Annotated in this window: 21 protein-coding genes; 10 read left to right on the top strand and 11 right to left on the bottom strand. The window is 69.8% G+C overall.

Annotation, left to right across the window (positions count from 1 at the left end; all coding sequences use genetic code 11):
* Window positions 1-22: 22 nt before the first annotated feature.
* From F8M74_RS18150 to mraZ, 5 genes are read right to left on the bottom strand one after another with little or no spacing between them, the layout of a single operon-like run.
* A complete protein-coding gene (locus F8M74_RS18150; protein WP_141254387.1) occupies window positions 23-2,041 on the bottom strand; it encodes a penicillin-binding protein in 2,019 nt (672 codons plus the stop codon).
* Window positions 2,038-2,457, bottom strand: a complete 420-nt coding sequence (locus tag F8M74_RS18145; RefSeq protein WP_140865690.1) for a cell division protein FtsL — start codon at window positions 2,455-2,457, stop codon at window positions 2,038-2,040. The genes F8M74_RS18150 and F8M74_RS18145 overlap by 4 nt, the downstream gene beginning before the upstream one ends.
* Entirely contained in the window at window positions 2,454-3,368 is a 915-nt protein-coding gene (gene rsmH, locus F8M74_RS18140; RefSeq protein WP_141254386.1) for a 16S rRNA (cytosine(1402)-N(4))-methyltransferase RsmH, read from the bottom strand. The genes F8M74_RS18145 and rsmH overlap by 4 nt, the downstream gene beginning before the upstream one ends.
* Window positions 3,369-3,374: 6 nt before the next feature.
* Entirely contained in the window at window positions 3,375-3,761 is a 387-nt protein-coding gene (locus tag F8M74_RS18135; RefSeq protein WP_011555567.1) for an STAS domain-containing protein, read from the bottom strand.
* A gap of 46 nt (window positions 3,762-3,807) precedes the next feature.
* Window positions 3,808-4,260: a division/cell wall cluster transcriptional repressor MraZ gene (mraZ, locus tag F8M74_RS18130; RefSeq protein ID WP_090490200.1), complete on the bottom strand. Its 453-nt coding sequence runs from the start codon at window positions 4,258-4,260 to the stop codon at window positions 3,808-3,810.
* A 264-nt stretch (window positions 4,261-4,524) separates the two neighbouring features.
* On the opposite strand from mraZ, the gene F8M74_RS18125 reads away from it, so the two are divergent.
* Window positions 4,525-5,235, top strand: coding sequence for a PilZ domain-containing protein (locus F8M74_RS18125; protein ID WP_171410318.1), 711 nt, complete (start codon window positions 4,525-4,527; stop codon window positions 5,233-5,235).
* A 21-nt stretch (window positions 5,236-5,256) separates the two neighbouring features.
* Here F8M74_RS18125 and F8M74_RS18120 read toward each other — a convergent pair whose 3' ends face one another.
* The 4 genes from F8M74_RS18120 to F8M74_RS18105 form a co-directional block, all read right to left on the bottom strand.
* Window positions 5,257-7,062 (bottom strand): acyl-CoA dehydrogenase family protein, encoded by a 1,806-nt coding sequence (locus tag F8M74_RS18120; protein ID WP_141254384.1) that lies wholly within the window; start codon window positions 7,060-7,062, stop codon window positions 5,257-5,259.
* 225 nt (window positions 7,063-7,287) lie between these two features.
* Window positions 7,288-7,641, bottom strand: coding sequence for a helix-turn-helix transcriptional regulator (locus F8M74_RS18115; RefSeq protein ID WP_141254383.1), 354 nt, complete (start codon window positions 7,639-7,641; stop codon window positions 7,288-7,290).
* Window positions 7,642-7,649: 8 nt separating this feature from the next.
* A complete protein-coding gene (locus F8M74_RS18110; RefSeq protein WP_141254382.1) occupies window positions 7,650-8,309 on the bottom strand; it encodes an SRPBCC family protein in 660 nt (219 codons plus the stop codon).
* 102 nt (window positions 8,310-8,411) lie between these two features.
* Window positions 8,412-9,236, bottom strand: coding sequence for a hypothetical protein (locus tag F8M74_RS18105; protein WP_141254416.1), 825 nt, complete (start codon window positions 9,234-9,236; stop codon window positions 8,412-8,414).
* Between the two features lie 324 nt (window positions 9,237-9,560).
* Between F8M74_RS18105 and F8M74_RS18100 the strand changes: the two genes are divergently transcribed.
* The 8 genes from F8M74_RS18100 to F8M74_RS18065 all read left to right on the top strand — a co-directional run bounded on the left by F8M74_RS18100 (window position 9,561) and on the right by F8M74_RS18065 (window position 18,429).
* Window positions 9,561-11,900 (top strand): serine/threonine-protein kinase, encoded by a 2,340-nt coding sequence (locus tag F8M74_RS18100; RefSeq protein WP_141607747.1) that lies wholly within the window; start codon window positions 9,561-9,563, stop codon window positions 11,898-11,900.
* Between the two features lie 88 nt (window positions 11,901-11,988).
* Window positions 11,989-12,195: a hypothetical protein gene (locus F8M74_RS18095; protein ID WP_141258422.1), complete on the top strand. Its 207-nt coding sequence runs from the start codon at window positions 11,989-11,991 to the stop codon at window positions 12,193-12,195.
* 82 nt (window positions 12,196-12,277) lie between these two features.
* Window positions 12,278-13,231, top strand: a complete 954-nt coding sequence (locus tag F8M74_RS18090; RefSeq protein ID WP_141258423.1) for a CarD family transcriptional regulator — start codon at window positions 12,278-12,280, stop codon at window positions 13,229-13,231.
* A 58-nt stretch (window positions 13,232-13,289) separates the two neighbouring features.
* The gene (locus tag F8M74_RS18085; RefSeq protein ID WP_141258424.1) at window positions 13,290-13,802 is read left to right on the top strand and encodes a hypothetical protein; all 513 of its coding nucleotides are present in this window, start codon (window positions 13,290-13,292) and stop codon (window positions 13,800-13,802) included.
* Entirely contained in the window at window positions 13,789-14,739 is a 951-nt protein-coding gene (locus F8M74_RS18080) for a hypothetical protein (RefSeq protein WP_141258425.1), read from the top strand. The genes F8M74_RS18085 and F8M74_RS18080 overlap by 14 nt, the downstream gene beginning before the upstream one ends.
* Window positions 14,736-16,586 carry a glycosyltransferase family 39 protein gene (locus F8M74_RS18075; RefSeq protein ID WP_141258426.1) on the top strand — a complete coding sequence of 617 codons (1,851 nt, stop codon included), beginning with the start codon at window positions 14,736-14,738 and terminating at the stop codon, window positions 16,584-16,586. The genes F8M74_RS18080 and F8M74_RS18075 overlap by 4 nt, the downstream gene beginning before the upstream one ends.
* 186 nt (window positions 16,587-16,772) lie before the next feature.
* Complete coding sequence (locus tag F8M74_RS18070; protein ID WP_141258427.1) at window positions 16,773-17,651, top strand: hypothetical protein; 879 nt, start codon at window positions 16,773-16,775, stop codon at window positions 17,649-17,651.
* A 202-nt stretch (window positions 17,652-17,853) separates the two neighbouring features.
* Window positions 17,854-18,429 (top strand): hypothetical protein, encoded by a 576-nt coding sequence (locus F8M74_RS18065; RefSeq protein ID WP_140794657.1) that lies wholly within the window; start codon window positions 17,854-17,856, stop codon window positions 18,427-18,429.
* A 49-nt stretch (window positions 18,430-18,478) separates the two neighbouring features.
* Here the strand turns inward: F8M74_RS18065 and F8M74_RS18060 are convergent, their stop codons facing one another.
* Together F8M74_RS18060 and F8M74_RS18055 are read right to left on the bottom strand one after the other, a co-directional pair.
* Window positions 18,479-19,663, bottom strand: coding sequence for an iron-containing alcohol dehydrogenase (locus tag F8M74_RS18060; RefSeq protein WP_141258428.1), 1,185 nt, complete (start codon window positions 19,661-19,663; stop codon window positions 18,479-18,481).
* A 23-nt stretch (window positions 19,664-19,686) separates the two neighbouring features.
* A complete protein-coding gene (locus tag F8M74_RS18055; RefSeq protein WP_216620756.1) occupies window positions 19,687-21,150 on the bottom strand; it encodes a glutamine synthetase family protein in 1,464 nt (487 codons plus the stop codon).
* Between the two features lie 203 nt (window positions 21,151-21,353).
* Between F8M74_RS18055 and F8M74_RS18050 the strand changes: the two genes are divergently transcribed.
* Window positions 21,354-22,109, top strand: a complete 756-nt coding sequence (locus tag F8M74_RS18050) for a glutamine amidotransferase (RefSeq protein ID WP_141258429.1) — start codon at window positions 21,354-21,356, stop codon at window positions 22,107-22,109.
* The last annotated feature ends 2 nt before the right edge of the window (window positions 22,110-22,111 follow it).

The following is a 22,111-nucleotide window of genomic DNA, read 5'->3' as shown; positions in this document are numbered from 1 at the left end:
GGGGCCTGGAGCGGACGCGGCCTTATTGCCGCGCGGCGAGCTCCAGCGTCACCCGGGCCCCCTTCTCCACCAGTGAACCGGCGGCGGGGGTTTGAGATACCACGCGTCCACTGCCCAATACCTGTGGCTCCAGCGCCGCGGCGAGCAGCTTCACCACGGCCTCACGTCCTACTTCTCCCTGAAGGTCCGGCACACGCACCGTGCCGGGTTCAGGGGTCTCCGTCACCGCGTCCGCCAGTGCCGTCCGGGCGGCGCCGGAGGCATTCGCCCCCGGCTTCGCCGCGGCAGGCGCGGGGGACTCGGCGGCCACGGCCACCTCGGGTGCCACCGTCCGGGACGGGGGCACGGCCAGGTGAGCCATGGCGGCGGTCGCAATCTCCTTGAAAGCAGGGGCAGCCACGGTCCCCCCGTATACGTCCGTCTTGGGTTCGTCCACTACGACAAGAATCACTGCTCGCGGAGACTCGGCCGGTACCACCCCAACAAAGGAGGCGATCCGCTTGTCCGAATACCCCCGCGCCACCGGGTCTGCCTTCTGCGCGGTGCCCGTCTTTCCGGCCACCCGGTAGTCCTCCATGGCGGCCTTGAGGGCCGTCCCTCCCTTGGCCACCACGCTTTCGAGCATGCCCACGACCTGCCGGGCCACCTTCGCGGAAACCGCCCTGCGCAGCTCCGTGGGACGGTTTTCCAGCAGAACGACACCGTCCGGGTCCACCACCTTCGACACCAGATAGGGCCGCATCAGCACCCCATCGTTGGCCAGCGCACCATAGGCGGCCGCAATCTGCACCGCCGTGGCCGTCATCCCCTGTCCGAAGGACTGGGTGGCCAGGGAGACTTCCGCCTTCGGGAACGGCAGGACGCCGCGCCCCTCGCCGGGCAGGGACAGGCCGGTGCGCTCGGCGAAGCCGAAGGCCTGGTAGCCCTTCACGAACTTCTCCCGTCCCATGGCCTGGGCAATCTTCGCCATGCAGATGTTGGAGGACTTCTGGAGGATGACCTGCGGGGTGAGCCAGCCGTAGGAATGGGTGTCGTTGATGGTGTGGCGGCCCACCCGCCAGGCGCCGTTCTCACAGAAGAAGAGGCTGTCGGCGGTGATGGCCTTCTCTTCCATCGCCGCGGCCACCACGAAGGCCTTCAGCGTGGAGCCCGGCTCGAAGGTGTCCAGGGCGGCGCGGTTGCGCATGCCCGAGCGCGAGCTGGACTCCGGCGTATTGGGGTTGAAGCGCGGGTGGTTGGCGACGGCGAGCAGCTCGCCCGTGCGCGGATCCAACACCACCGCCATGCCGGCCACGGCCTTGGCGTCCTCCACCGCGCGGCTGAGCGCCTTCTCCGCGACGTACTGGAGGTGGCGGTCCAACGTGAGGGTGACGGCGGCGCCCTGGCGCTGGAGCGGATCCAACGCGCCCTGCACCAGCAGCTTGCGGCCCTTGGCGTCACGGAAGCCGGACGTGGAGGAGTTCTGCCCGGACAGCTCGTCCTGGAAGGCCAGCTCCAGGCCCTCCAGGCCGCGGCCGTCCATGCCCACCGTGCCCACCACGTGGGCGCCCAGCTCGCGCTGGGGGTAGAAGCGCTTGGGCTCCTTGGAGAAGCCCATGCCCGGCAGCGCCAGCGCCTTCACCGCGGCGACCTCTGCGGGCTTGGCCTGGCGCTTCACCCAGGCGAAGCGCCTGGCCCGGGCCAGGCGCGCGCCCAGCTCGTCCGGGTCCAGCTTCAGCGCCTTGGCCAGCGCCCGGGACGCGGCCTTCACGTCGGGCAACATGGAGGGGTCCACCCAGATGGAGTCCACCTCCACGCTCTGGGCCAGCGGCGTGCCGCGCCGGTCGAAGATGTCGCCGCGGCGGGCCGGAATCTCGATGTGCCGAACGTACTGGTCCTGCGCCATGCCGCGCAGCTTCTCCTGCTCGAAGACCTGGAGCTGCACTGCACGACCAAAGGCGACGCCGAGCAGCATCAGGAACAGCCCGAACAGCAGCCGGACCCGCAGCTTCAGCCACTTCGCGTTGGGCTCGGGAGCCCGCGCCGCCTTGAAATCCCTCACCGACCGGCTCCGGCGCGGCCCGCCACGCGGACGGTGGGCTGCGTGGCGTCCGGGACCTCCGCGCGCGCCCCGCTGTCACGCGCCGGCTTCTCCGCCGACAGCGACACCACGGCGCCGCCGCGCGGCATGGCCATGTTCAACTGCTCACGCGCCACGCGCTCCAGCCGGCCCGGCGCCTTGAGCGTGGCCAGTTCCAGCTTCAGCCGGTCATTCTCGCGCGTGAGGATGCGGCTCTCCGCCTCCTCGCGCGACAGGCGGTAGCCCATGTCCACCACCAGCACCCGGCTGGTGACGTGCAGGATGCCCACCGCCGCGAAGAGGGCGAAGAGGCACACGGCCGGCAGCAGGTGCAGCAGCACGCCGCCCACCGTCACGGAAGAACGCAACGCCGATACCCGGGAGTGCACCTTGCTCATCGGAGTTTCTCCACCACGCGCAGATGCGCGCTGCGTGAACGGGGATTGGCCTCGACCTCCGCCTCGGAGGCGGCCACGGCCTTCTTCGTCACCAGGGCGAAATCACCCACCCCGCTGCATACGCACACGGGCAGGCCCGGCGGACAGGTGCAGCGCCCCGCGAGCGCGCGGAACGCCTCCTTCACCTTCCGGTCCTCCAGGGAGTGGAAGGCGATGACGGCGGCGCGCCCCCCCACCTTGAGGAGCCCGGGGATGGCGGCCAGCAGCGCGTCCAGCGCCTCCAACTCGCCGTTGACGGCCATGCGCAGCGCCTGGAAGGTCCGGGTGGCCACGTGGATGCGGTTGGGCCACGCCTTGCGCGGCACCGCCCGCTTCACGACCTCCGCGGCCTCCAGCGTGCGCGTGGGCAGGGCCTTCTTCAGCTCACGGGCAATGGGCCGGGCGAACGGCTCTTCACCGTAGTCCTTGAGGATGCGGACCAGCTCGCGCTCATCCGTGGTGGCGATCAGCTCCGCCGCCGTCGGGCCGTCCGGCCCCATGCGCATGTCCAGCGGGCCGTCCTTGGAGAAGGAGAAGCCACGCTCGGCCACGTCCAGCTGCGGCGACGACACGCCCAGGTCCACCAGCACGCCATCCACGGGCAGCAGGTCCGCGGCGACGCGGGGCAGCTCGGCGAAATTGCCGGCACGGCCCTGGAAGCGCGGGTTCGCGCCCAGGCGCGCGGTGGCCGCGGCGAGCGCCACCGGATCCCGGTCCACGCCGACCACCGTGGCGCCCGAGGCCAGCAGCGCCTCCGAGTGGCCACCACCACCCAGCGTCCCGTCAATGATGACCCGCCCATCCGCCGGCCGGAGCAGTTCCACTGCTTCCCGCAGGAGGACGGTCTGGTGCTGGAAGTCCGAAGCCGTCACGGGCCGTCAGACAAAGGGTGCCCGTGCCAGCGCGAAGGCGGCTCGGGCATCGTTCATGTGCGGGTAGATTTCGAAACAGTCGTGCGCGCCGGCCGCGCGGAAGATGGCGGCCAGGTACGGCGACAGTCCGGACAGCTTCACGTCCCCGCCGGCGCGGCGGAAGGCATCCGTGCGCGCCATCAGCGGCTTGACGCCGCGGTAGTTCAGGTGCCCCACGTCTCCGAAGTCCAGCACCACCTGACGCGTGCCGCGCTGCAGCTTGCGGCCCAGGTCGTCGCACAGCTCGAGCAGGTCCTGCTCGCTCAGCTCGCCCTCCAGCATGAGCGTCTCGACACGGCCGGCGGCAATCGCCGCGCCCGCCAACCCTGGCCGAACCTCCAGAACCTGGTTCATACGCTTGCCACCCTCCCGGTACTTCGGGGTCCTGTCGACTTTCCCGTCACGCTTGCCGCAGCTCGGCGAGCACCTTCATCACATCCGCGGAGGTCGCTTCCTGGCGCGCTTCTTCCTGCGCCTTCGCCCACCCCTCCCGGCTCCACAGCTCGATGACCTTCACCATCCCCGCCCACACCACGTCCTTCTCCAGCCCCGCATAGGAGCGGAGCGTCGGAGGGATGAGCAGGCGCCCCAGCTTGTCCAACGGGCACTCCTGCGCGCTGGCCACGTACAAGCGCATCAGCGTCTTCACCCCAGGCTCCATCGGGTTGCGCTTGGCCAACGACAGCTCCAGCGCTTCCCACTCCCGCACCGGGTAGGCGTGGAGGCATCGGTCGAGCGCCGTCGTGAGGATGAGCCTCTCGTCGTAGGCGCCCACCAGCGTGTCCCGGAGCTTCGCCGGGAGGCTCGTCCGCCCCTTCGCGTCGATCTGGTGCTCATAGACGCCTCGGAACACTCGGGACGATCCACCTTTTCAGCCCGCTGAGGGATGAACCTCCACTCCTTCCCACTCCTTGCCACTTCCGGGCGGCATACATACGCGCCCCACCTGGGGGGGTCAAGAAACCGCAACAGGTTGAAACAGCGGTTTGTCCGCGCCGGACGTCCGGAAAGGCCGTCACACCTGGAAGGTCCAGTGGTTGGCGCCGCACGACGCCCTACCTATTGCGCTGGGGTAAACTTGAGTTCCTCCCTGACCCAGGCGCAAAGTGTCAGTCGCGTGAACACGAACGTTCGGCTGAAGGTGGCCTACAAGACGCCGCAGTCCCTGGTGGGGGAGTACACGCGCAGTGTCGGACTGGGGGGCGTCACCCTGGAGACGCGCCGCAGCCTGCCGCTGGGGACCCGCTTCACCTTCGAACTCCATGCGGGCGGTGTGCCTCGGCCCGTGGAAGTGCTGGGGGAAGTGATCCAGGTCGTCCCACACGAGGAGTCCCAGCGCTTCCTCCTCACCGTCCGCTATGGGGTCGGAGAAGACCGCAGCGCGTTGGACGCCATCCTCCAGCGCATCTACTCCGCGGATGAACGCTCCGGCCTGCGCCGCTTCCCACGGCTGCCCCTGTACCTGCGCGCCGTCGAGGCGGCCCCCCTGTCCCCGGGCTTCGTCGTCCGGGACATCTCCCGGGGCGGCGTGGGCCTGGAGGTGCAGGCCCCTTCCCTGCCGCGCCAGGTGAAGGTGGGCACGCCCTTCCTGCTGGAGATGGACTTCCGGGAGGGGCCCATGATGCTGCACGGCGAGGTGGTGTGGACCTCCACGGTGCCCCGGAAGAACTCGGGGACGGTGGCGCCGGGCTTCGGCGCCACCTTCGGCCGGCTCCGGCCGGACATGCAGCAGCGGCTGGAGGGGCTGTTGTCCCTGGCCACGCTGCCGCCCGTCCCCTGGAAGGCCCGGGTGAGCTTCGGCATGGAGGCCGTCGCGCGGATGCCGTGACGGCCCGGAGGCCCCTGCGGGCTACACCGCGCCCAGGGAGTAGCCGCCTGCGGACTCCAGGGCCGCCACCACCGTCTCCCGCAGCGCCGCCGGGTCATACGGCGTGAAGACGTCCAGCGCGCCCAGGCGCTTGAGCTCCTGGTCGAGCGCGTCCCCCTTCAACGTGGCGCACAGCGCGCGGCGCGTCCTGTCGTAGGCGCGAGGGATGGCGTCCAGCGCGTAGAGCTGCGTCATTGCCACCCGCACCGGGTCCAACGCACCGGGCGTGGCGGCCTGGCGCGTGCGCGTCACCATGGAGTCCAGAGCGAAGGCGTCCATCACCACGTCCGACAGGGCCGCGAGCACCTCCTGGTGCTGCTCCAGCTCCGTGCCGAACGTCTCCGCCGCCACGCGCAGGCCGTGGAGCGCCAGGTGCTTGGCGGCCTCGGCGGCGACCTCCTGAGGGGCCAGTGCATCCTGCACGCGCGCGCGGGGCCGCTCGCCCCGGGACAGCTCCTCCGCCACGTTGCCGGCCATGGCGAACAGCGGCAGGTCGCCCTTCACCGCGCGCTTGAGGAGCATGCCGGTGATGAGCATGCGGTTGATTTCGTTGGTGCCCTCGAAGATGCGGTTGATGCGCGCGTCGCGGTACGAGCGCTCCACCGGATACTCCTCGATGTAGCCCGCGCCGCCGTGGAGCTGGACGGCGTCATCCACGAGGTGCCCGAAGGACTCCGAGCCGTGCACCTTCATGATGGAGGACTCGATGGCGTACTCCTCCACCGCCTCCAGGAGGCGCGCCTCGTAGTCCGGGGCGTCCTTGTCCCCCTGCCCCAGGCGCGCGTCCACGAGCCCGGCGGTGCGGTACGTCATGCTCTCCACCGCGTAGACGAGCGCGGCCATGCGGGCCAGCTTCTCGCGCGACAGCGGGAACTGGACGATGGGCGCGTTGAACTGCTTGCGCTCCTGCGTGAAGCGCAGCGCGTTCTGGAGCTGGAGCTTCATGCCCCCCAGCACGCCCGCGCCCAGCTTGAGGCGGCCGTAGTTGAGGATGTTGAAGGCGATCTTGTGGCCCTTGCCCACCTCGCCCAACTGGTTCTCCACCGGGACGCGCGCGTCCTCGAAGTAGAGCGGGCACGTGGAGGAGCCGCGGATGCCCATCTTGTGCTCCTCCGGCCCCACGGTGAGGCCGGGCGTGTCCTTCTCCACGATGAAGCCGGTGAACTTGTCCCCGTCTACCTTGGCGAAGACGACGAACACGTCCGCGAAGGCCGCGTTGGTGATGTAGAGCTTGGAGCCGTTGAGAATCCAGTGCTTGCCGTCGGGGGACCGGACCGCCTTCGTCTTCGCGCCCAGCGCGTCACTGCCGCTTCCCTGCTCCGTGAGCGCGTAGGCCGCCACCCACTCCCCCGTGGCCAGCTTCGGCAGGTACTTCGCCTTCTGCGCGGCGCTGCCGAACCAGACGATGGGCAACGTACCGATGCCAGTGTGCGCGCCGAACGTCACCGACCATGAGCCGTTGAGGCTCATGGCCTCCGCCAAAAGCAGCGACGTCGTCTTGTCCAGGCCGGTTCCGCCGTAGGACTCGGGGATGTCCACGCTCAGCAGGCCCAGCTCGCCGGCCTGTCGCAGCAACTGGCGAAGGAGCGCGTTGTCCTTGGCCTCGATTCGCTCGGACAGGGGGAGGACCTGCTCGCGGGAGAACTGGAGCGCCGTCTTGAAAAAGAGGCGCTGCTCCTCCGTGAAGGTCTCCGGGGTGAGGATTCGGGCCGAGCCCACCTCCTCGAAGAGGAACGCGCCCCCGGGAGCAAGCCCCTGCTGCGAAGCGACCTTGGATGCGGCATCCATGAGTATCCCTCCAGCGGGCGAGCGCACCCCGCCCTGGGACCTGAATCTAATCCTCCGGCTGGAAGTCGCCCGCGAAGGCCCGGCGAGTCATCGCCAGTCCACTGCCCTGCTTCGCTTCAGATGAGGTCCGCTGTCCGGTAGGCAGCGCCTTCCCGTAAGCGAAGGGGCGAGCGGTGCCCTTCAAGTCAGCCGAAGCAGGCGATGCTGGACACCGCGCGCGCCACGCTACGGACCGCCGCCTTCAGTGTCGGCCTTGGCCCGAGCCCGCTTGCCCCGCGCCACCTCGGTGGCGAGCGCCTCCAGGCGCGGTGTCCAGAACACGCGGAACTGTTCCAGCCACGCGTCGACCTGCTGCAACGGCGCCGGGTCGACGCGATAGAGGCGGCGGGTCCCTTCCGCGCGAACCTCCGCGAAGCCGCTGTCGCGCAGCACCTTCAGGTGTTGACTGACCGCCGGCTGACTGATGCCGAACTCCGCCTGGATGGACTCGGTCACCTCGCCAGAGGGGCGTTCCCCCTCGGCCAGGAGCTCGAGGATCCGTCTGCGCACCGGCTCACCCAGGACGTCGAAGGCATGCATCGTGGCTATCAGATCCCCGGATGCCGCACGTCGGGCGGCGGCGCACCAGTATAGAAAGCCGTCGTCCGCGCCGCGCGAGCCTTCGCCGCCGCGGCGTCCTCTCCCCGCGTCACATCCGCTTGCCCCCAGCCCTCGCTGCTGGCCGTGATGAACGCCTTGCCTTCATCCGAGGTCGTCCAGGATTCCACCGCCGCGCTGTCAACAGCGGCGCCGCCGGACTCCAAGTGCATGCCCAGGCCCATCAGCCCCAGCTCCCAGCCGACTCCGGTCGCGCCAGGGCCGTAGTCGTCCCAGAAGGGGCTCACATGGGCCATGTGCTCCAGCCGCAGCCGGGTGCCACCGCCAGGCGCGTTGGCCAGGATGACCTCCAACCAGCTCACGGCCCCTCCGAACTCCCACGTCAACCCCAGGTGCCGCGGAGCATCGCAACGGGTGACCGTGCCGCTGGCATTGCCCTTGAGCTCATAACGCCCACCCAGCTTCAGGTCGCCGGACACCGGGAGGAACCAGCGGGGGATGCGCTCGGGGTTGGTCAGCGCGTCCCAGAGGTCCTCCACCGTCGTGTCGTAATCGCGCGTGGCGACGACGACGCGTGCGGGCTTGCCCTCATGCTCACGGCTCTCCACCTCCCGCACGACGGCCCCCAGGTACCGCTTCACATCAATCATGTCGCCTCCACGAATAAGCGTGCGCTTATATAAACGGCGACTTATCGAAGATGTCAATGCTCGAGGCGATGACGCGAGCACGGTGGATTCCACACAGTTGGTTCACCCTCCGTCCGGGGCCTTGTGCGGCGTGGGGTAGACGAAGCACAGGGTGTCGAACAGCGGCTCACCCGGCGCGGCGAAGTTTCCGCCGAGCGCCCGCGCCGCCTGCGCCACCTCCGTGCCGAACGAGGGCACGAGGCAGATGTCCTCGGACGTCTTGAAGCGCCCCTTGAGCAAGCCCAGGCCCCGGCGGAGCGTGACGATGTCCTGCCGCCCCGCCCGCACCGGCACCGAGGGACCATTCGGATCCGGCCCCGGCAACTTGCCCACGCTGGTGGTCAACTCGAAGCCGTCCGCGCGCATGATGATGCGCAGCTTGCCCGGCGCGACCTCCTCCAGCCACGCGCGGAAGCCCGCTTCGTCCCGCAGCACCACGGGATAGGCCACGGGCCCATCCGGGTGCGCCAGCCACACGGACTCCGCCGAGTCCCGCAGCACGGCGAACAGCTCCGACGCCTGCACCAGGAACGTGTCCGCGTCCGGAACCACCAACACGGAGTGCCCTTTCACGCGCTGCGCCAGCCGCGCGGCGTCATCCGGGCGCGCCGGCTCGAAGGTCTCCTCGCCCACGCGCACGCGCTCCCCCGCCAGCGCCACCCGGAGCGCGGAGGTTGGAAGCGGCTCGCCATGGATGGGGCCCGCCACCTCCACTTCGGACGGCGACGCGGGTCGCGGTGCTTCCGGAGCCGCTTCTCCCGGCACGGCGAGCGAGGGCAAGGGCTCGGGCTTCAATGACTTGAGCGGCTCGGCCTGCTTCTCCTCACGACAGCCGGCGCCCACCACGACGAGCAGCACCACGGCAAGCACCTGGATGGCCGCATACATGCCCCGCACCGTCCTCACGTGGCGCTCCACCCAAGTGGCCGCCATCCAACGTCGCTGGTGATGACGCATCGGTACGTGGCGCGCCAAGCGGGCATCCTTCGACGCCCGGCCCTGCCCCCCGGCCCCCAGACCACCTCGGGCACCGCCATGGCGGTGGATGTCGCGAGACGTAGGAAGAGGCACACCCACCACTGAATCACAGTCAACGGATTTTTCCCGTAATGGCGTTTTACCTACCCCATGATACATTCAGGTGCCCCTGCCAAGACAGCACGGGCCCCCTTGGCGCAGCGGCCACCTGCACCCGAAGGAGCCGGAACGAACGTGCAGCAGTTTTCCGAAGGGCTTCATTTCGGTAAATACAAGCTGCTCGAGCGCATCGCGACGGGCGGGATGGCGGAGATCTACCGCGCGCGGATGACAGCGGCGGCGGGTGTCACCAAACCGGTGGTCATCAAGAAAATCCTCCCAGGCTACGCGGGCAACAGCGCCTTCCAGTCGATGTTCGTCAACGAGGCCCGCATCGCCGCGGGGCTGAGCCACGGCAACATCGCCCAGGTCTTCGACTTCGGCGAGGTGGACGGCGAGTACTTCATCGCCATGGAGTGGGTGGACGGCCGCACCCTGTCGAGCGTCATGCGGCGCGCGCGGGAGAAGGGCATGTACACCCTGCCCCAGCCGCTGGCGCTGCTCATCGCCGTGGAGATGCTGGAAGGGCTGGCCTACGCGCATACGCGGCTGGATGAACGCGGCCGACCGCTCCACATCGTCCACCGCGACGTCAGCCCGCAGAACGTCCTGCTCAGCTACGAAGGCCAGGTGAAGCTGGTCGACTTCGGCATCGCGCGGGCGCGGCTGGCCGGCAGCGCCGAGCCGGTGGAGCACGACCTCAAGGGCAAGTACACCTACTTCGCGCCGGAGCAGGTCCGCGGGCGCGAGCCCGACGCGCGCTCGGACATCTTCGCCGCGGGCATCGTCATCTACGAGATGCTGTGCGGCCGCCTCCCCTTCGAAGGGAAGATGCCGGACGTGCTGCGCAAGCTCGCCCTGGGCGACTTCCCGCGGCCCCGCGACCTCAACCCAGGCATCCCCACCGCGCTGGAGCGCATCCTGCTCACTGCGCTGGCCGTGGAGCGCGAGCAGCGCTACGCCACCGCGGAGGCCTTCGCCGAGGCCCTCACACGCCACCTCCACACGGCCGCGCCCGACGTGTCCTCCAGCGCGCGCGCCCACTTCATGGGCTACCTCTTCGAGGCGGAGCTGGTGGGCGAAGGCCGCCCCGTCCTGCTGCCCCGCGAGTTCCTGGCGCAGATGGCCCGGTGGACCCAGTCCCCCTTGGAGCGCCGCGCCCTCCGGGAGATGGCGCCGCCCGTCCGCGAGCCGGCCGGGGATGAGGAGGAGGAGCGGACCCCCATCGCCGAGTTCGAGCTGCCCCCCTCCCAGGCCCCCGCGCCCGTCGAAGGGCGGATGGAGCGCACCACGCTGCCGCTCCCCGCGCTGCCCGGCCCCGGAGCGCCGCCCGAGCCCGGTGTCCCGCCCCTGGACGCGGCGGCATCACGGACGATGGGCATGCCCCGGGCCGTCACCCTGGGCGCACCCATCATCTTGGCGCTGACAGCCACGCTGGCCCTGCTGGTGTCGAACAGCACGGGCACCTTCTCCGTGGAGCTGAGTTCCTCCCCTCCAGGCGCCGCCATCCGGGTGAACGGCCAGCAACAGACCGCGCGCACCCCCGCCCTGCTCACGCAGCTCCCCGCGGACGCGGAGCACCTGCTGGAGGTCCAGGTCCCGGGCATGGTGGCGTGGAGTCAGACGGTGCGCGCCGAGCGCGGCACCACCCTGGCCGTCCATGCCCGCCTGCTCCCCAAGCGGATTCAAGGCCCCGCCCAGCAGCCACACCACGCCCCGCCTCCTCATGAGGTGCGGATGCCCGCCGAGCGGATGTCCCTGTCCAGCGTGGTGCACGCATTCCGCGTGCCCTACCTCTCCACCGCGCAGATGCGGCTGGACCCGTCGCGCACCTACAGCGTCCGGGTGGAGGGTTGGGCCTCGCTGGGACATGCCAGCAGGGTGGAGCACGCCGGGTACTTCCTGGAGGGAGACGCGCGTCTGGCGGCACGCGAGTCCTTCGGCGTGCTGGACGGCGAGGAGCGGTTGGTGCGCCACGCCTCGCGCCTCCACGTCTTCCTGCTGGACGCGAACCGCACGGACAACCACGGCACGCTGATGGTCCGCGTGCGCGAATGGGACAACGACGGCGTCGTCACCACGCTGCGGGTGGACGCCCGGACGCACGCGGTGAAGCTGTCGCGCGTCGACCGCTTCCTGCTGCGCGGGCTGGAGCCGGACACGTACTACGACGTCGTGCTGCGGGACACCGCTGAGTCCGCGCGCACACGGGGCTTCGACGGGGGACCGGTGGGCCGCGTGCTGGGCCTGTACGGCGCTGGCGAGGGGCCGGAGACCGTGTCCGGCCTGCTGACGCTGCTGGAGGTGGGCCGCCCCCTGCGCCTGCGGGGCGCCACCTGGTTGCAGCTCGCGTTCCCCGACGACCACCTGGCCGACAACACCGGCAGCCTGGTGCTTGAGGTATCGCCCGTGGCGGCGCCCGGCGCCTCGCCCGCTCCCCCACCAGGGCCTCCCTCTCCCGCTCCCAACCGGTAACGGGCCGCTACAGCGGTGCAGCGACCTGTTGCCGAAAAGTTGATCACCGGAGGCTGCCCCCTACCCTGGGCGCCACGGAGGACTCACCATGAAGAAGCTGGTGGCAGTGGCCGTGTTCGGCCTGATGGGAACCCTGGGGATGGCCGCGCGTGTGGACGCCCGGCCGGGAGTGGACGGGATGGAGCCGACGGATGCACAGGTCGAGGCGGCGCTGGACGCGCGGCAGAAGCTGGTGCTGGGCAACCTCCTCCGGGTTCAGCAAACGGACGCACGTACGGCGGCACTCCACCGGTAAACTCGTGGCGTCCGACGTGGCTCGGTGCTAAGCCCAGGCCTGTTCCGACGTTCAGCCCACCAACCTCACCCGTGAGGGGGACATGCCTGAAGGGTCCGCGTCACTCCAGCTCGCGGTTGGCGACCGGGTCGTCTATCCGAACCAGGGGGTCTGCCGCGTCTCCGCCATCGATGTGAAGGAAGTGGCGGGACAGAAGCTCACCTTCGTCACGATGCGCCGCGAAGAAGATGGCGCCGTCGTGATGGTCCCCGAGGGCAAGGTGCTCGCCATCGGCGTGCGCAAGGTCGCATCCGCCGAGGACGTGGAGGCCATCTTCGCCTTCCTCCGCTCGGACAGCGACAAGGCCGACCTCGACTGGAAGCAGCGAGCCCGCACCAACCTGGACCGGATGACCCAAGGCGGCATCATGGGTCTGGCCGAGGTGGTGAAGGGGCTCCAGGTTCTCAGTGAGCTGCGCCCGTTGCCGACCAAGGAGCGCGAGCTCTACGACAATGCCCGGCACCTGCTGGTGACGGAGGTCGCCGCCGCGCTGGGCACCGCCGAGGTCAACGCCGAGGACGCCATCGACATCGTCCTCTTCCCGCCCGGACGCGAGCGCCCCAAGCGCACCGCCGCCGAGTTCCAGCGCGAGGAGGGGGACCTGGACCTGGACAGCGACCTGCTGGGCCTGGACAGCGACCTGGACCTGCCGTCCGACGAGGAGCCCTCCGAGCCGTCCGAGGAGGAGGAGGCCAGCGAGGAAGGCGAGTCCGAGGAGGCCGCGTCCTCCGAGGAGGGCGCCCCCAAGAAGCGCGGCCGTCCGCCCAAGGCCAAGACGGAGGCAACCGAGGGCGCCGAGCCCGCGGCGCCGAAGAAGCGCGGCCGTCCGCCCAAGCCCAAGCCGGAAGCCACCGCCGAGGGCGCCGAGCCCCCTGCACCGAAGAAGCGCGGCCGTCCGCCCAAGCCCAAGCCGCCCGAGGTGGAAGGCGCCGCACCCGCCGCGCCGAAGAAGCGCGGCCGTCCGCCCAAGGTCAAGCCGCCCGAGGGTGAGAGCTGACAGCCCCATGGACCGACGGGCCCCTGCACATGGGGCCCTTCCGCCGAGGTGACGCCCCGTGATTCGCGTCGTGACGCTGGACCCCTTCGACGACAAGCAGCTCGCGAAGTTCAACCGCACGCTCTACACGGCGTTCGGCGTTGGCAGTGAGCACTCCGGCAGCGTGGAGGTGCCCGCGGGCATGTCCGAACCGCTGGATGCGGAGAAGCTGGTTGATGAGCTGAAGGGCATCCGTTCCTACAAGGACGACAAGGTGCTGCTCCTCACCACGCGCAAGCTGAAGGACCGCGAGCTTCCCAGCGGCGTGGCGCCCACGGCGGGCTTCGCGCGCCAGGGGAAGGACCGCGCCATCCTCACCATCGCGCCGCACAAGGATTTGGAGAGCGCCTTCAAGGCCGTCTCCCGCCACGCGCTCCACCAACTGGGGCACCTCTGGGAGCTGCACCACTGCCTGGACCCGCGCTGCTCGATGTACCCGCCCTGGACGCCGTCCTTCGCCCAGGGTGAAGCCATCTTCTGCACCTTCTGCCGCGAAAAGAGCGAGCAGAAGATTCGCCTTGCGAAGTCCTAGCATCACGCGCGCGCTGCCCCTCGTGGAGCTGGGGGGCCTGCTCCTGGTCGCGCTCCTGTGCCTGCTCTTCCACCTGCGCCTGCCGGGCCGCCTCCCGTCGGAGGCGGACTACCGCGCGGTGGCGGAGCGCCTCCAGGCGGAAGCCCAGCCCGGCGACGCGGTGCTGCTCTTCCCATGGTGGACGGAGCGCGCCCGCATCTTCGTCCCCTCCACGCTGCCGGTGTACGGCTACCTGGGCTCGGACCAGGATGACTTGTCCGCGCACCCACGGGTCTGGGTGCTGGGCCAGCCGGAGCTGCCCCGCTCGGACGAGACGGGCTTCCTCGACACCTTCCTGCGTGGCCGCCGCGCGGTGGGCGCCACGTCGAGGCATGGCACGCTGACGCTGGCGCTCTATGAGAACGGCCGGCACCGGCCCCGACGCTTCACCGCCACGGAGGCCTATTCGCGCGCCCGCGTGTACCTGGAGCAGCCGGATGGCACGCGCCGCGACTGTCCCTTCGACGGCAAGGTGCACCGCTGCCCCGGGCCCGCGCACCTGTACGTGGCGCCGGAGTGGCACGAAATCCTCTACGAGCCGCGGCGCTGCCTGTGGATGCACGCGCCGGGCGGCAAGCAGCGGCTGGTGGCGGAGCTGGACGGCGTGCCCGGTGGCCTGGGCCTGCGCCTGGAGGGCGGCATCATCTTCGAGCACGCCTTCCCCAAGGACTCGCGCTTCTCCACCACGCACCTGGGCGTGGACGACGCGGCGAACGGCGCGCGGCTGCTGTCGCTGGCGATACCGCCGGGCCTGGAGGGCGTGCAGAAGGCCGAGGTCCGGCTCCCCGAAGGCGCGCCACACACGGTGAAAGTCTGGGTGCAGGCGGACAACGCGGACCGGCGGCAGGTGTGCCTGGACGTGTTGGCCGTGGAGCCCGAAGTGGGAGTGCGGGGATGATGCAAGGACGCGCCCCCACGCGCGACGAGAAGTCCCTGGCCTGGGCCCTGTGGGTGCTGGCCTTCGCTGCGCTGTGGCTGACGGAGTCCGCGGTGGGCTACACGCGCGACGAAAGCGTCTACTTCATCGCGGCGGAGGGCTACTCGAGCTGGTTCCGGCAGCTCTTCAACGCACCGGCCCGGGCGCTGACGGACGCGGCCATCGTGCGCGCGTGGGACTACAACCACGAGCACCCGGTGCTGATGAAGACGCTGTTCGGCCTGAGCCACCTGATCTTCCACACGGAGCTGGGATGGGTGCGCTCGGCGACGGCGTTCCGCATCCCCGCCTTCGCCATGGCGGCGCTGATTCCCGCGCTGTCCTTCCTGCTGGGCAGCGCCATGTACGGCCGCCTCGCGGGGCTGTTCGCCGCCTTCGCCTTCATGCTGGTGCCGCGGCAGTACTTCAACGCGGAGATGGCATGCTTCGACGTCCCCGTGGCCGCCATGTGGCTGCTCGTCGTGTACTGCTTCTGGCGCGCCATGGAGGACGTGCGCTGGGGCCTGTGGTGCGGCGTGGCCTTCGGCCTGACGCTGGCAACCAAGCACAACGCGCTGTTCCTCCCCTTCGTGCTCACGCCCTTCGCGCTGTGGCGCGCCTTCAGCGCCAGCGAGGGTCAGCCGGAGGCCCGCGCCTGGCTGGGCCGCTTCGTGGGCGTGTTCACGGCGGTGGCCGTGTTCTACGGCCTGCTGGTGCTGTCGCTGGGTGGCGGTGAGGGCTTCCAGCGGAAGTTCCTGCTGCTCAGTCCGCACACGCTGCTGTTCGCCGGTCTCGCGGTGGGCGGCGCCTGGGTGCTCAAGGGCGTGGACAAGGTGAACGCGCAGGTGACGCGCGCGCTGGTGCCCATCGCCGCCATGGCGGTGCTGGGGCCCGTCATCTTCTACCTGCACTGGCCCTACCTGTGGCACCAGCCGGTGGACCGCACCGCGTGGTACCTGGCCTTCCACGCCAAGCACAACCACTACGCCTGGTTCTATCTGAACCAACTGCTGCGCGAGCCGCCCTTCCCGCTCGCCTACGTCGTCGTGAAGACGGCGCTGACGGTGCCCACCAGCATCTTCGTCCCCATGGTGACGGGCCTGGCGGCGCTGGTGACGCGCATGGTGCTGGGGGCCTTCGCGCGGACGCGCGCGTGGGTAGAGCGCCCGGTGACGATGACGGAGGCGCTGGTGTGCGTGAACGCGGTGGCGTCCATCCTCATCATCAGCCACCCGCAGGTGCCACACTTCGGCGGGGTGAAGCACTGGTTCCCGTCCATGGTGTTCCTGGGCATCCTCGCGGGCGCCGCGGTAGCCCGGGGCTGCACGGCGCTTTGGGAGCGGCTGCAGATGAAGTGGCCCTCATTGCCGCAGGCCGTGGTGGCCGTGCCGGTGTTCGCCATGCTGCTGGCCCCCGCGCTGGTGTACTCGGTGCGCGTGTTCCCCTACGGGACGGCGGCGTACTCGGAGCTGGCGGGAGGACTGCCGGGCGCGGCCACGCTGGGCATGCAGCGCCAGTTCTGGTCCAGCCACGTCACCGGCGTGCTGCCATGGATCAACGCGAACGCGAAGCAGGGCGCACGCCTGTTCCTGCACGAGGTGCACGGCGGCTCGTTCCGCGACTACCAGCGCAACGGCATGCTGCGAAAGGACCTGCGCGCGGTGGGCAGCCCGGCGGACGCGGACATCGTCGCGTACCAGTACCACCAGGAGTTCCGCGAGCACGAGTTCCTCACGTGGCAGGCCTTCGGCACGCGCACGCCGGTGACGGGCCTCTACCTGGATGAGACGCCCCAGGTGGTCGTCTACGTCCGGCCGGAGACGCGGTAGCCCCTCGAAGCCGCCGCTGCTCAATTGAATCCAAATCCCTGGCGCCGTGAGCCCGTCCCCCAGAAAGGCTGATCAGCGGGCGGCGGCGAGAGGAATGTGTCTATCATTGACCATTTCCCCTCCCTCCGACAGGCCCGCACAACCGCTCGCTTGATTTCTCAAATCCTGTCGAACTCCTATCCCACGATGCGAATCCCACTCCATGCCTTCATCGCAGCAACGCTCGTGGCCTCGGCTTGTGGAGGCGAGGCACCGTCCCCCGCCGATTCCAGTCCGGACGAAGCCCTCGCTTCACGGGAGCAGTCGGCGTTCTCCGGTGTGAATGGCACCTACTGTCTGGTCAGCCCCTACAACTGCAAGCTGCAAGCGTCTGGTGGAAACCGCGTCCCCACCAACGCGCCCGAGGACGACAACTGGGGTCTGGTGACAGGCGTTCCCATCCGGGACGGTCATGGCACGGTGGTAGGCACCAACACGCGGACGAGCGCGGCCTTCAACTACGGCCAGACGCGCACCTTCGCGGGTGAGAAGCACGCCTTCGCGGTGTCGACGTCCAACTCCAGCGCCGGGTGGCTGCCCATCTCCAGCATCCTGGGGAGTACTTCCTTCGAGCAGAAGGTCGGCCACGTCTCCGCGCTGGGCGCGGGCCTGGGCAACCTGGGCTGCTACGCCGTGCGCGACTGGCACGACACCACGCTCGAATTCAAGAAGGTCGTCTACGACAGCACGGCGACGCACGAGCGCGCGGGGGACTACCTGCCGTTGGTGCGCGCCAACGGCCTGCGCTCGGCGAACCTGGTCTTCAACGTGCCGGGCTTCGCGCTGGGCGGGCCCGCGGTGGACCACTTCCCTGCGGGGACGAAGTTCCAGCGCCTGGACGTCCCCACCGAGCACGGCGTGCCGTCCATCGACATTCCCCTGTGGGTCCAGGACAGCGCGGGACGCTACCGTCAGCAGTCCGGCACCATGAAATTCCTCTACGGCTACGTCATCGCCGCCACGGGAACGAAGCGTAACGGGTGGATGGCCTATGACGCCCTCCAGGTCAGCTCCGGCTGTCCCTGAGCCCCGTCAGGAGCGCGCCCACGTCGCGCGCGGAGGACATGACGCCGTGCATGCGCGCGCCCGCCCGGTCGCGGTGTGCACTGGCGGTCGTTGCAGTTGGCGCGACCTGCCACAGGACAACCCCTGACCTCCCCTCAGGACGAAGCTCCGAAGTAGGCTGGGGGGGGCAGGTGAAGGCTCTTCCACATCCCGGGAGGGACACATGAGGCGCTGGACTGGGTTGTTGGCGGTGGCCGCGCTGTGTGGCGCGGCTTGTGACGGGAAGAAGTCGACGGACAGGCCCACGCGGGCCCAGCTGCGGAAGACGGGCGGGGCCACGGTGGAGGTCATCCCCTCCGACGGCCAGCTTCCTTACTGCATGCTGTACACAGTGTCGGAGAAGGGCGTCATCCGGCAGCTCACGCTGACGCGGGAGAACCGCTCCATCCGCTGTGATGCGAACAAGCCCGTGGCGCACACGAGCTTCCGCATCCCCGTGCAGGAGGGGAAGGTCCGCATGTACATCTTCTTCTCCGACGACCGCATCCCCGCGGGCCCGGTGGCGCAGCAGCTCTACGAGCTTCGAAGCCAGGAGCGCATCAACGCCATGGACCTGCGCCTGCCCGGCCGCGTGTTCGTGGAGACGTTGGAGTTCACCCCCGAGGAAGGCGGCACGCCCGTGACGGGCACCGTGGTGGGCGCGGGAGGCGACACCGAACCGGAGGGCACGGGTGCCCCGGTGCTGTCGGATGGTGGCACCGAGGGCGGCGGCATGGGCGCCATGGACGAAGCGCCCTGAGCCATGAAGCGGCGCGCCGGGGGAATCCCCTCCCCCGGCGGACGGCGGCTCAGTAAGCCTCGCGCGCCATGGCCAGCAGGTCCGCCTGCGACACCTTCCGCGGGTTGCTCAGGTGCGAGGCATCCTGGAAGGCCTTCTCGGCAATCCGCTCCAGGTCCTTCTCCTGGACGCCCGCGTCGCGCAGCCGCGAGGGAATGCCCACAGCCGCATTGAGCTTGCGCACCCGGTCGATGGCGTTGCCCGCGAGCACCTCTTCACTCGCCTGCGTCGTGTCCCCCAGCGCCACCGCGACCCGGGCCAGCCGCGCCGTACAGACGGCGCGGTTGAACTCCATCACCACGGGCAGGACGATGGCATTCGCCAGGCCGTGGTGCACGTTGGACACGGGCGTGAGCGCGTGGGCCAGCGCGTGGCAGGCCCCCAGGCCCTTCTGGAAGGCCATGGCGCCCTCCATCGCCGCCACCATCATGTCCGTGCGTGCGGCCAGGTCCTTGCCCTCGCGCACCGCCGTCTCCAGCGAGCGGCCCACGCGGTAGATGCCGTCAATGGCCACCGCGTCCGCCAGCGGGTGGAAGCCATTGGCCAGGTAGGCCTCCAGGCAATGGGTGAAGGCATCCATGCCCGTGGCCGCGGTGATGCCCGGCGGCAGCCCCAGCGTCAGCTCCGGGTCGCAGATGGCGGCGCGCGGCAACAGGTGCGGGCTGAAGATGACCGTCTTGCGGCCCGTGTCCTCCAGCGTCACCACGCCCGAGCGCCCCACCTCGGAGCCGGTGCCCGCGGTGGTGGGAATCGCGATGAGCGGCGGCAGGTCGTCGCGCACGTACTGGTCGCCGCCCTTCGCGTCGTCGTAGCGGCTGAGCGGCGGCTCGTGCGTGGTGAGGAGCTGAATCAGCTTGCCCGCGTCCAGGGCGCTGCCGCCCCCCAGCGCGACGATGCCGTCGCAGGCGTGGCTCCGGTACGCCTCCAGGCCCGCGAAGACGTCACGCTCGGTGGGGTTGGGCTCCACGCGATCGAAGACTTCACAGGCCAGTCCCGCCGTCTTGAGCACGTCCGCCACGCGCGCGGCCAGCCCCGCCTTCACCACGCCCGCGTCCGTCACCAGCAGCGGGCGCTGGATGCCCAGACGCTGGGCCTGCGCGGGCAGGCGCAGCAGCGCGCCGGCGCCGAAGACGATGCGCGTGGGCCACGCCATCTCGGTGACGCGCGGCTCGGAGGGAATGTCGAACGGCTTCATGGCGGCTGCCTCATTTGTGCTCATCAGATGAGCTCCAGGTAACGCTCCAACTCCCAGTTGGTGACGGCGCGCTCGTACTGACGCACCTCCCACTCGCGCGTGCGCACGAAGTGGTCCACGAAGCCGTCGCCCAGCAACTCCCGCGCGCGCTCGCTGCCCTTCAGCAGCGCCACCGCGTCCTTGAGGTTGCGGGGCAAGGGCGGCGCGTCGTTCTTCGCGTAGGCGTTGGCCTCGCAGGGCGCGGGCGGCTCCACCTCGTTCTCGATGCCCCACAGGCCCGCGGCCAGACTGACCGCCATGCCGATGTACGCGTTCATGTCCGCGCCCAGTTGCCGGTACTCCAGGCGCATCGCCTTGGCGTTCTCACCGATGACGCGGATGGCGGTGGTGCGGTTCTCCAGGCCCCACGTCACCGTGGTGGGCGCCCAGGTGTTCTCCACGCTGCGCTTGTAGCTGTTGATGGTGGGCCAGTAGAGCGCGGTGAGCTCCGGCATCAGCGCCACCTGCCCGCCGATGTAGTGGCGCAGCAACGTGCTCATGCCGTGTGGCGCCTTCGCGTCGTGGAAGAGGTTCTGCTCCCCGTCCAAATCCCACAGCGACTGGTGGACGTGCCCCGAGCACCCCGGCAGCTTCGCGTTCACCTTCGCCATGAAGCACGCGGTGACGCCGTGGCGGGCGCAAATCTCCTTCACCACCGTCTTGAAGAGCGCAGCCTTGTCCGCCGACTTCTCGATGTCGTCGTAGCAGATGGCCGCCTCGAAGACGCCCGGCCCCGTCTCCGTGTGGAAGCCCTCGATGCCCAGGCCGAAGGCGTTGCACCCGTCGATGAGCGCATGCACCAGCGGCGCGTTGAGCGACGTGCGCAGCCACGAATAGCCGAACATGCCCGGCGTCAGCGGCGTCAGCCCCTGGAAGTCCTTGTCGCGCAGGCTCTGCGGCTGCTCCTTGAAGATGAAGAACTCGTACTCCGCGCCGAAGCGCGGCAGGTACCCCAACGAGCGCGCGCGGGCGGCCACCTTCTGGAGCAACTGCCGGGGGCTCGCCTCGAAAGGCGTGCCGTCGGGGTTTTCGAAGTCGAGCAGGAACGCCGCGGTGTCCGGCTCCCAGGGAATGACGCGGCCAGTGGACAGGTCCACCTTCGCGTGGGCATCCGGGTATCCAGTGTGCCAGCCCGTCACCTGGGTGTTGTCGAGCAGATCATCGCTCAAGTCCCAGCCGAAGACGACGTCACAGAAGCCCAGGCCGCCCTTGGCGGCGCTGAGGAACTTCTCCAGGGAGATGTACTTGCCGCGCCAGACGCCATCGACGTCCACCGCGCCCACCTTCACCTTCTGGATGCCCTTTTCGTCCAGCCACCGGCGCAGCGAGTCCACGCTCGCCGCGTCCCGCACCGCCGAGCCTCGCGCCGGTGCACGCGATGCCTTGCCGCGAACCCGGCGAGCCATGGCAGGGTGTGTCAGGACCTTCGCCTTGGGTCGGGTCGGCATCGGTTCAATCCCCTCTCTTGCTGGAAACGCCCGACACCTGGGGCTCCACCCGCCGCCCGGCCATGCCCAGACTGGGGACGATGAATGAGAAGGTGAGCCAACGGGCGCCGATCATTTGGGTACCTCGAAGCACACGGGCGCGTTCCACTGCGACTGGCCAGGAACGGACACGCGGGGCACGACACGGTAGGAATGGGGACGCAATGCGGCAACCTACGGCGGTGAAGAACGTCCTCTTGCTGAAAGCCGGTGACGCGGCCGAGGCCGTGCGCGTCTCCGTCGGCGACTACGACCGGTGGTTTCTGCAAGCCATTGGACTGTCCGGCTACCGCTTCGACATCGTGCTGGCGCACCGGGGCGCCCCCTTGCCCACGCGCGCGGATGGCTACGACGCGGTGATGATGACGGGCTCGCCGCTGTCGGTGACGGCGCTCGAGCCGTGGATGAAGCGCGCCGTGGACTTCATGGTGGAGGCCGGTGAGCGAGGCACGCCCGTGCTGGGCGTGTGCTTCGGCCAGCAGCTCCTGGCGCATGCGTATGGCGGCCGCGTCTCGCGCAATCCCCAGGGGCGGGAGACGGGCAGCGTCGAGGTGACGCTCACCGAGGCCGGCAAGCAGGACCCACTCTTCGACGGCGTGCCGGAGCGCTTCATCGCGCAGGCGACGCACGAGGACATCGTCTCGCACATTCCCGACGGCGCGCAGGTGCTTGCGGGCAACGCGAACACAGCCGCGCAGGCACTGGCCTTCCGCCCCAACGTGCGCGGCGTTCAGTTCCATCCAGAGGCCGGCGTGGACACCCTTCGCGCCGTCATCGAGGCCCGCCGGGAGGACCTGGAGCGGGACTCCGTGGCGCGAGGCGCCGCGCCCGGCGAATACGTCCGTCAGCTGCTGACGGGCCTCACGCCCTCTCCCGCGGGCCGCAGAATCCTGCTGAACTTCCTCGAGCGCTTCACCTGACC

It is taken from the genome of Myxococcus sp. CA023, assembly GCF_010998615.1.
GTDB lineage: Bacteria > Myxococcota > Myxococcia > Myxococcales > Myxococcaceae > Myxococcus.
Note: the sequence above shows the minus strand (reverse complement) of the source record. Positions and strands in the feature narration are given on the sequence as shown.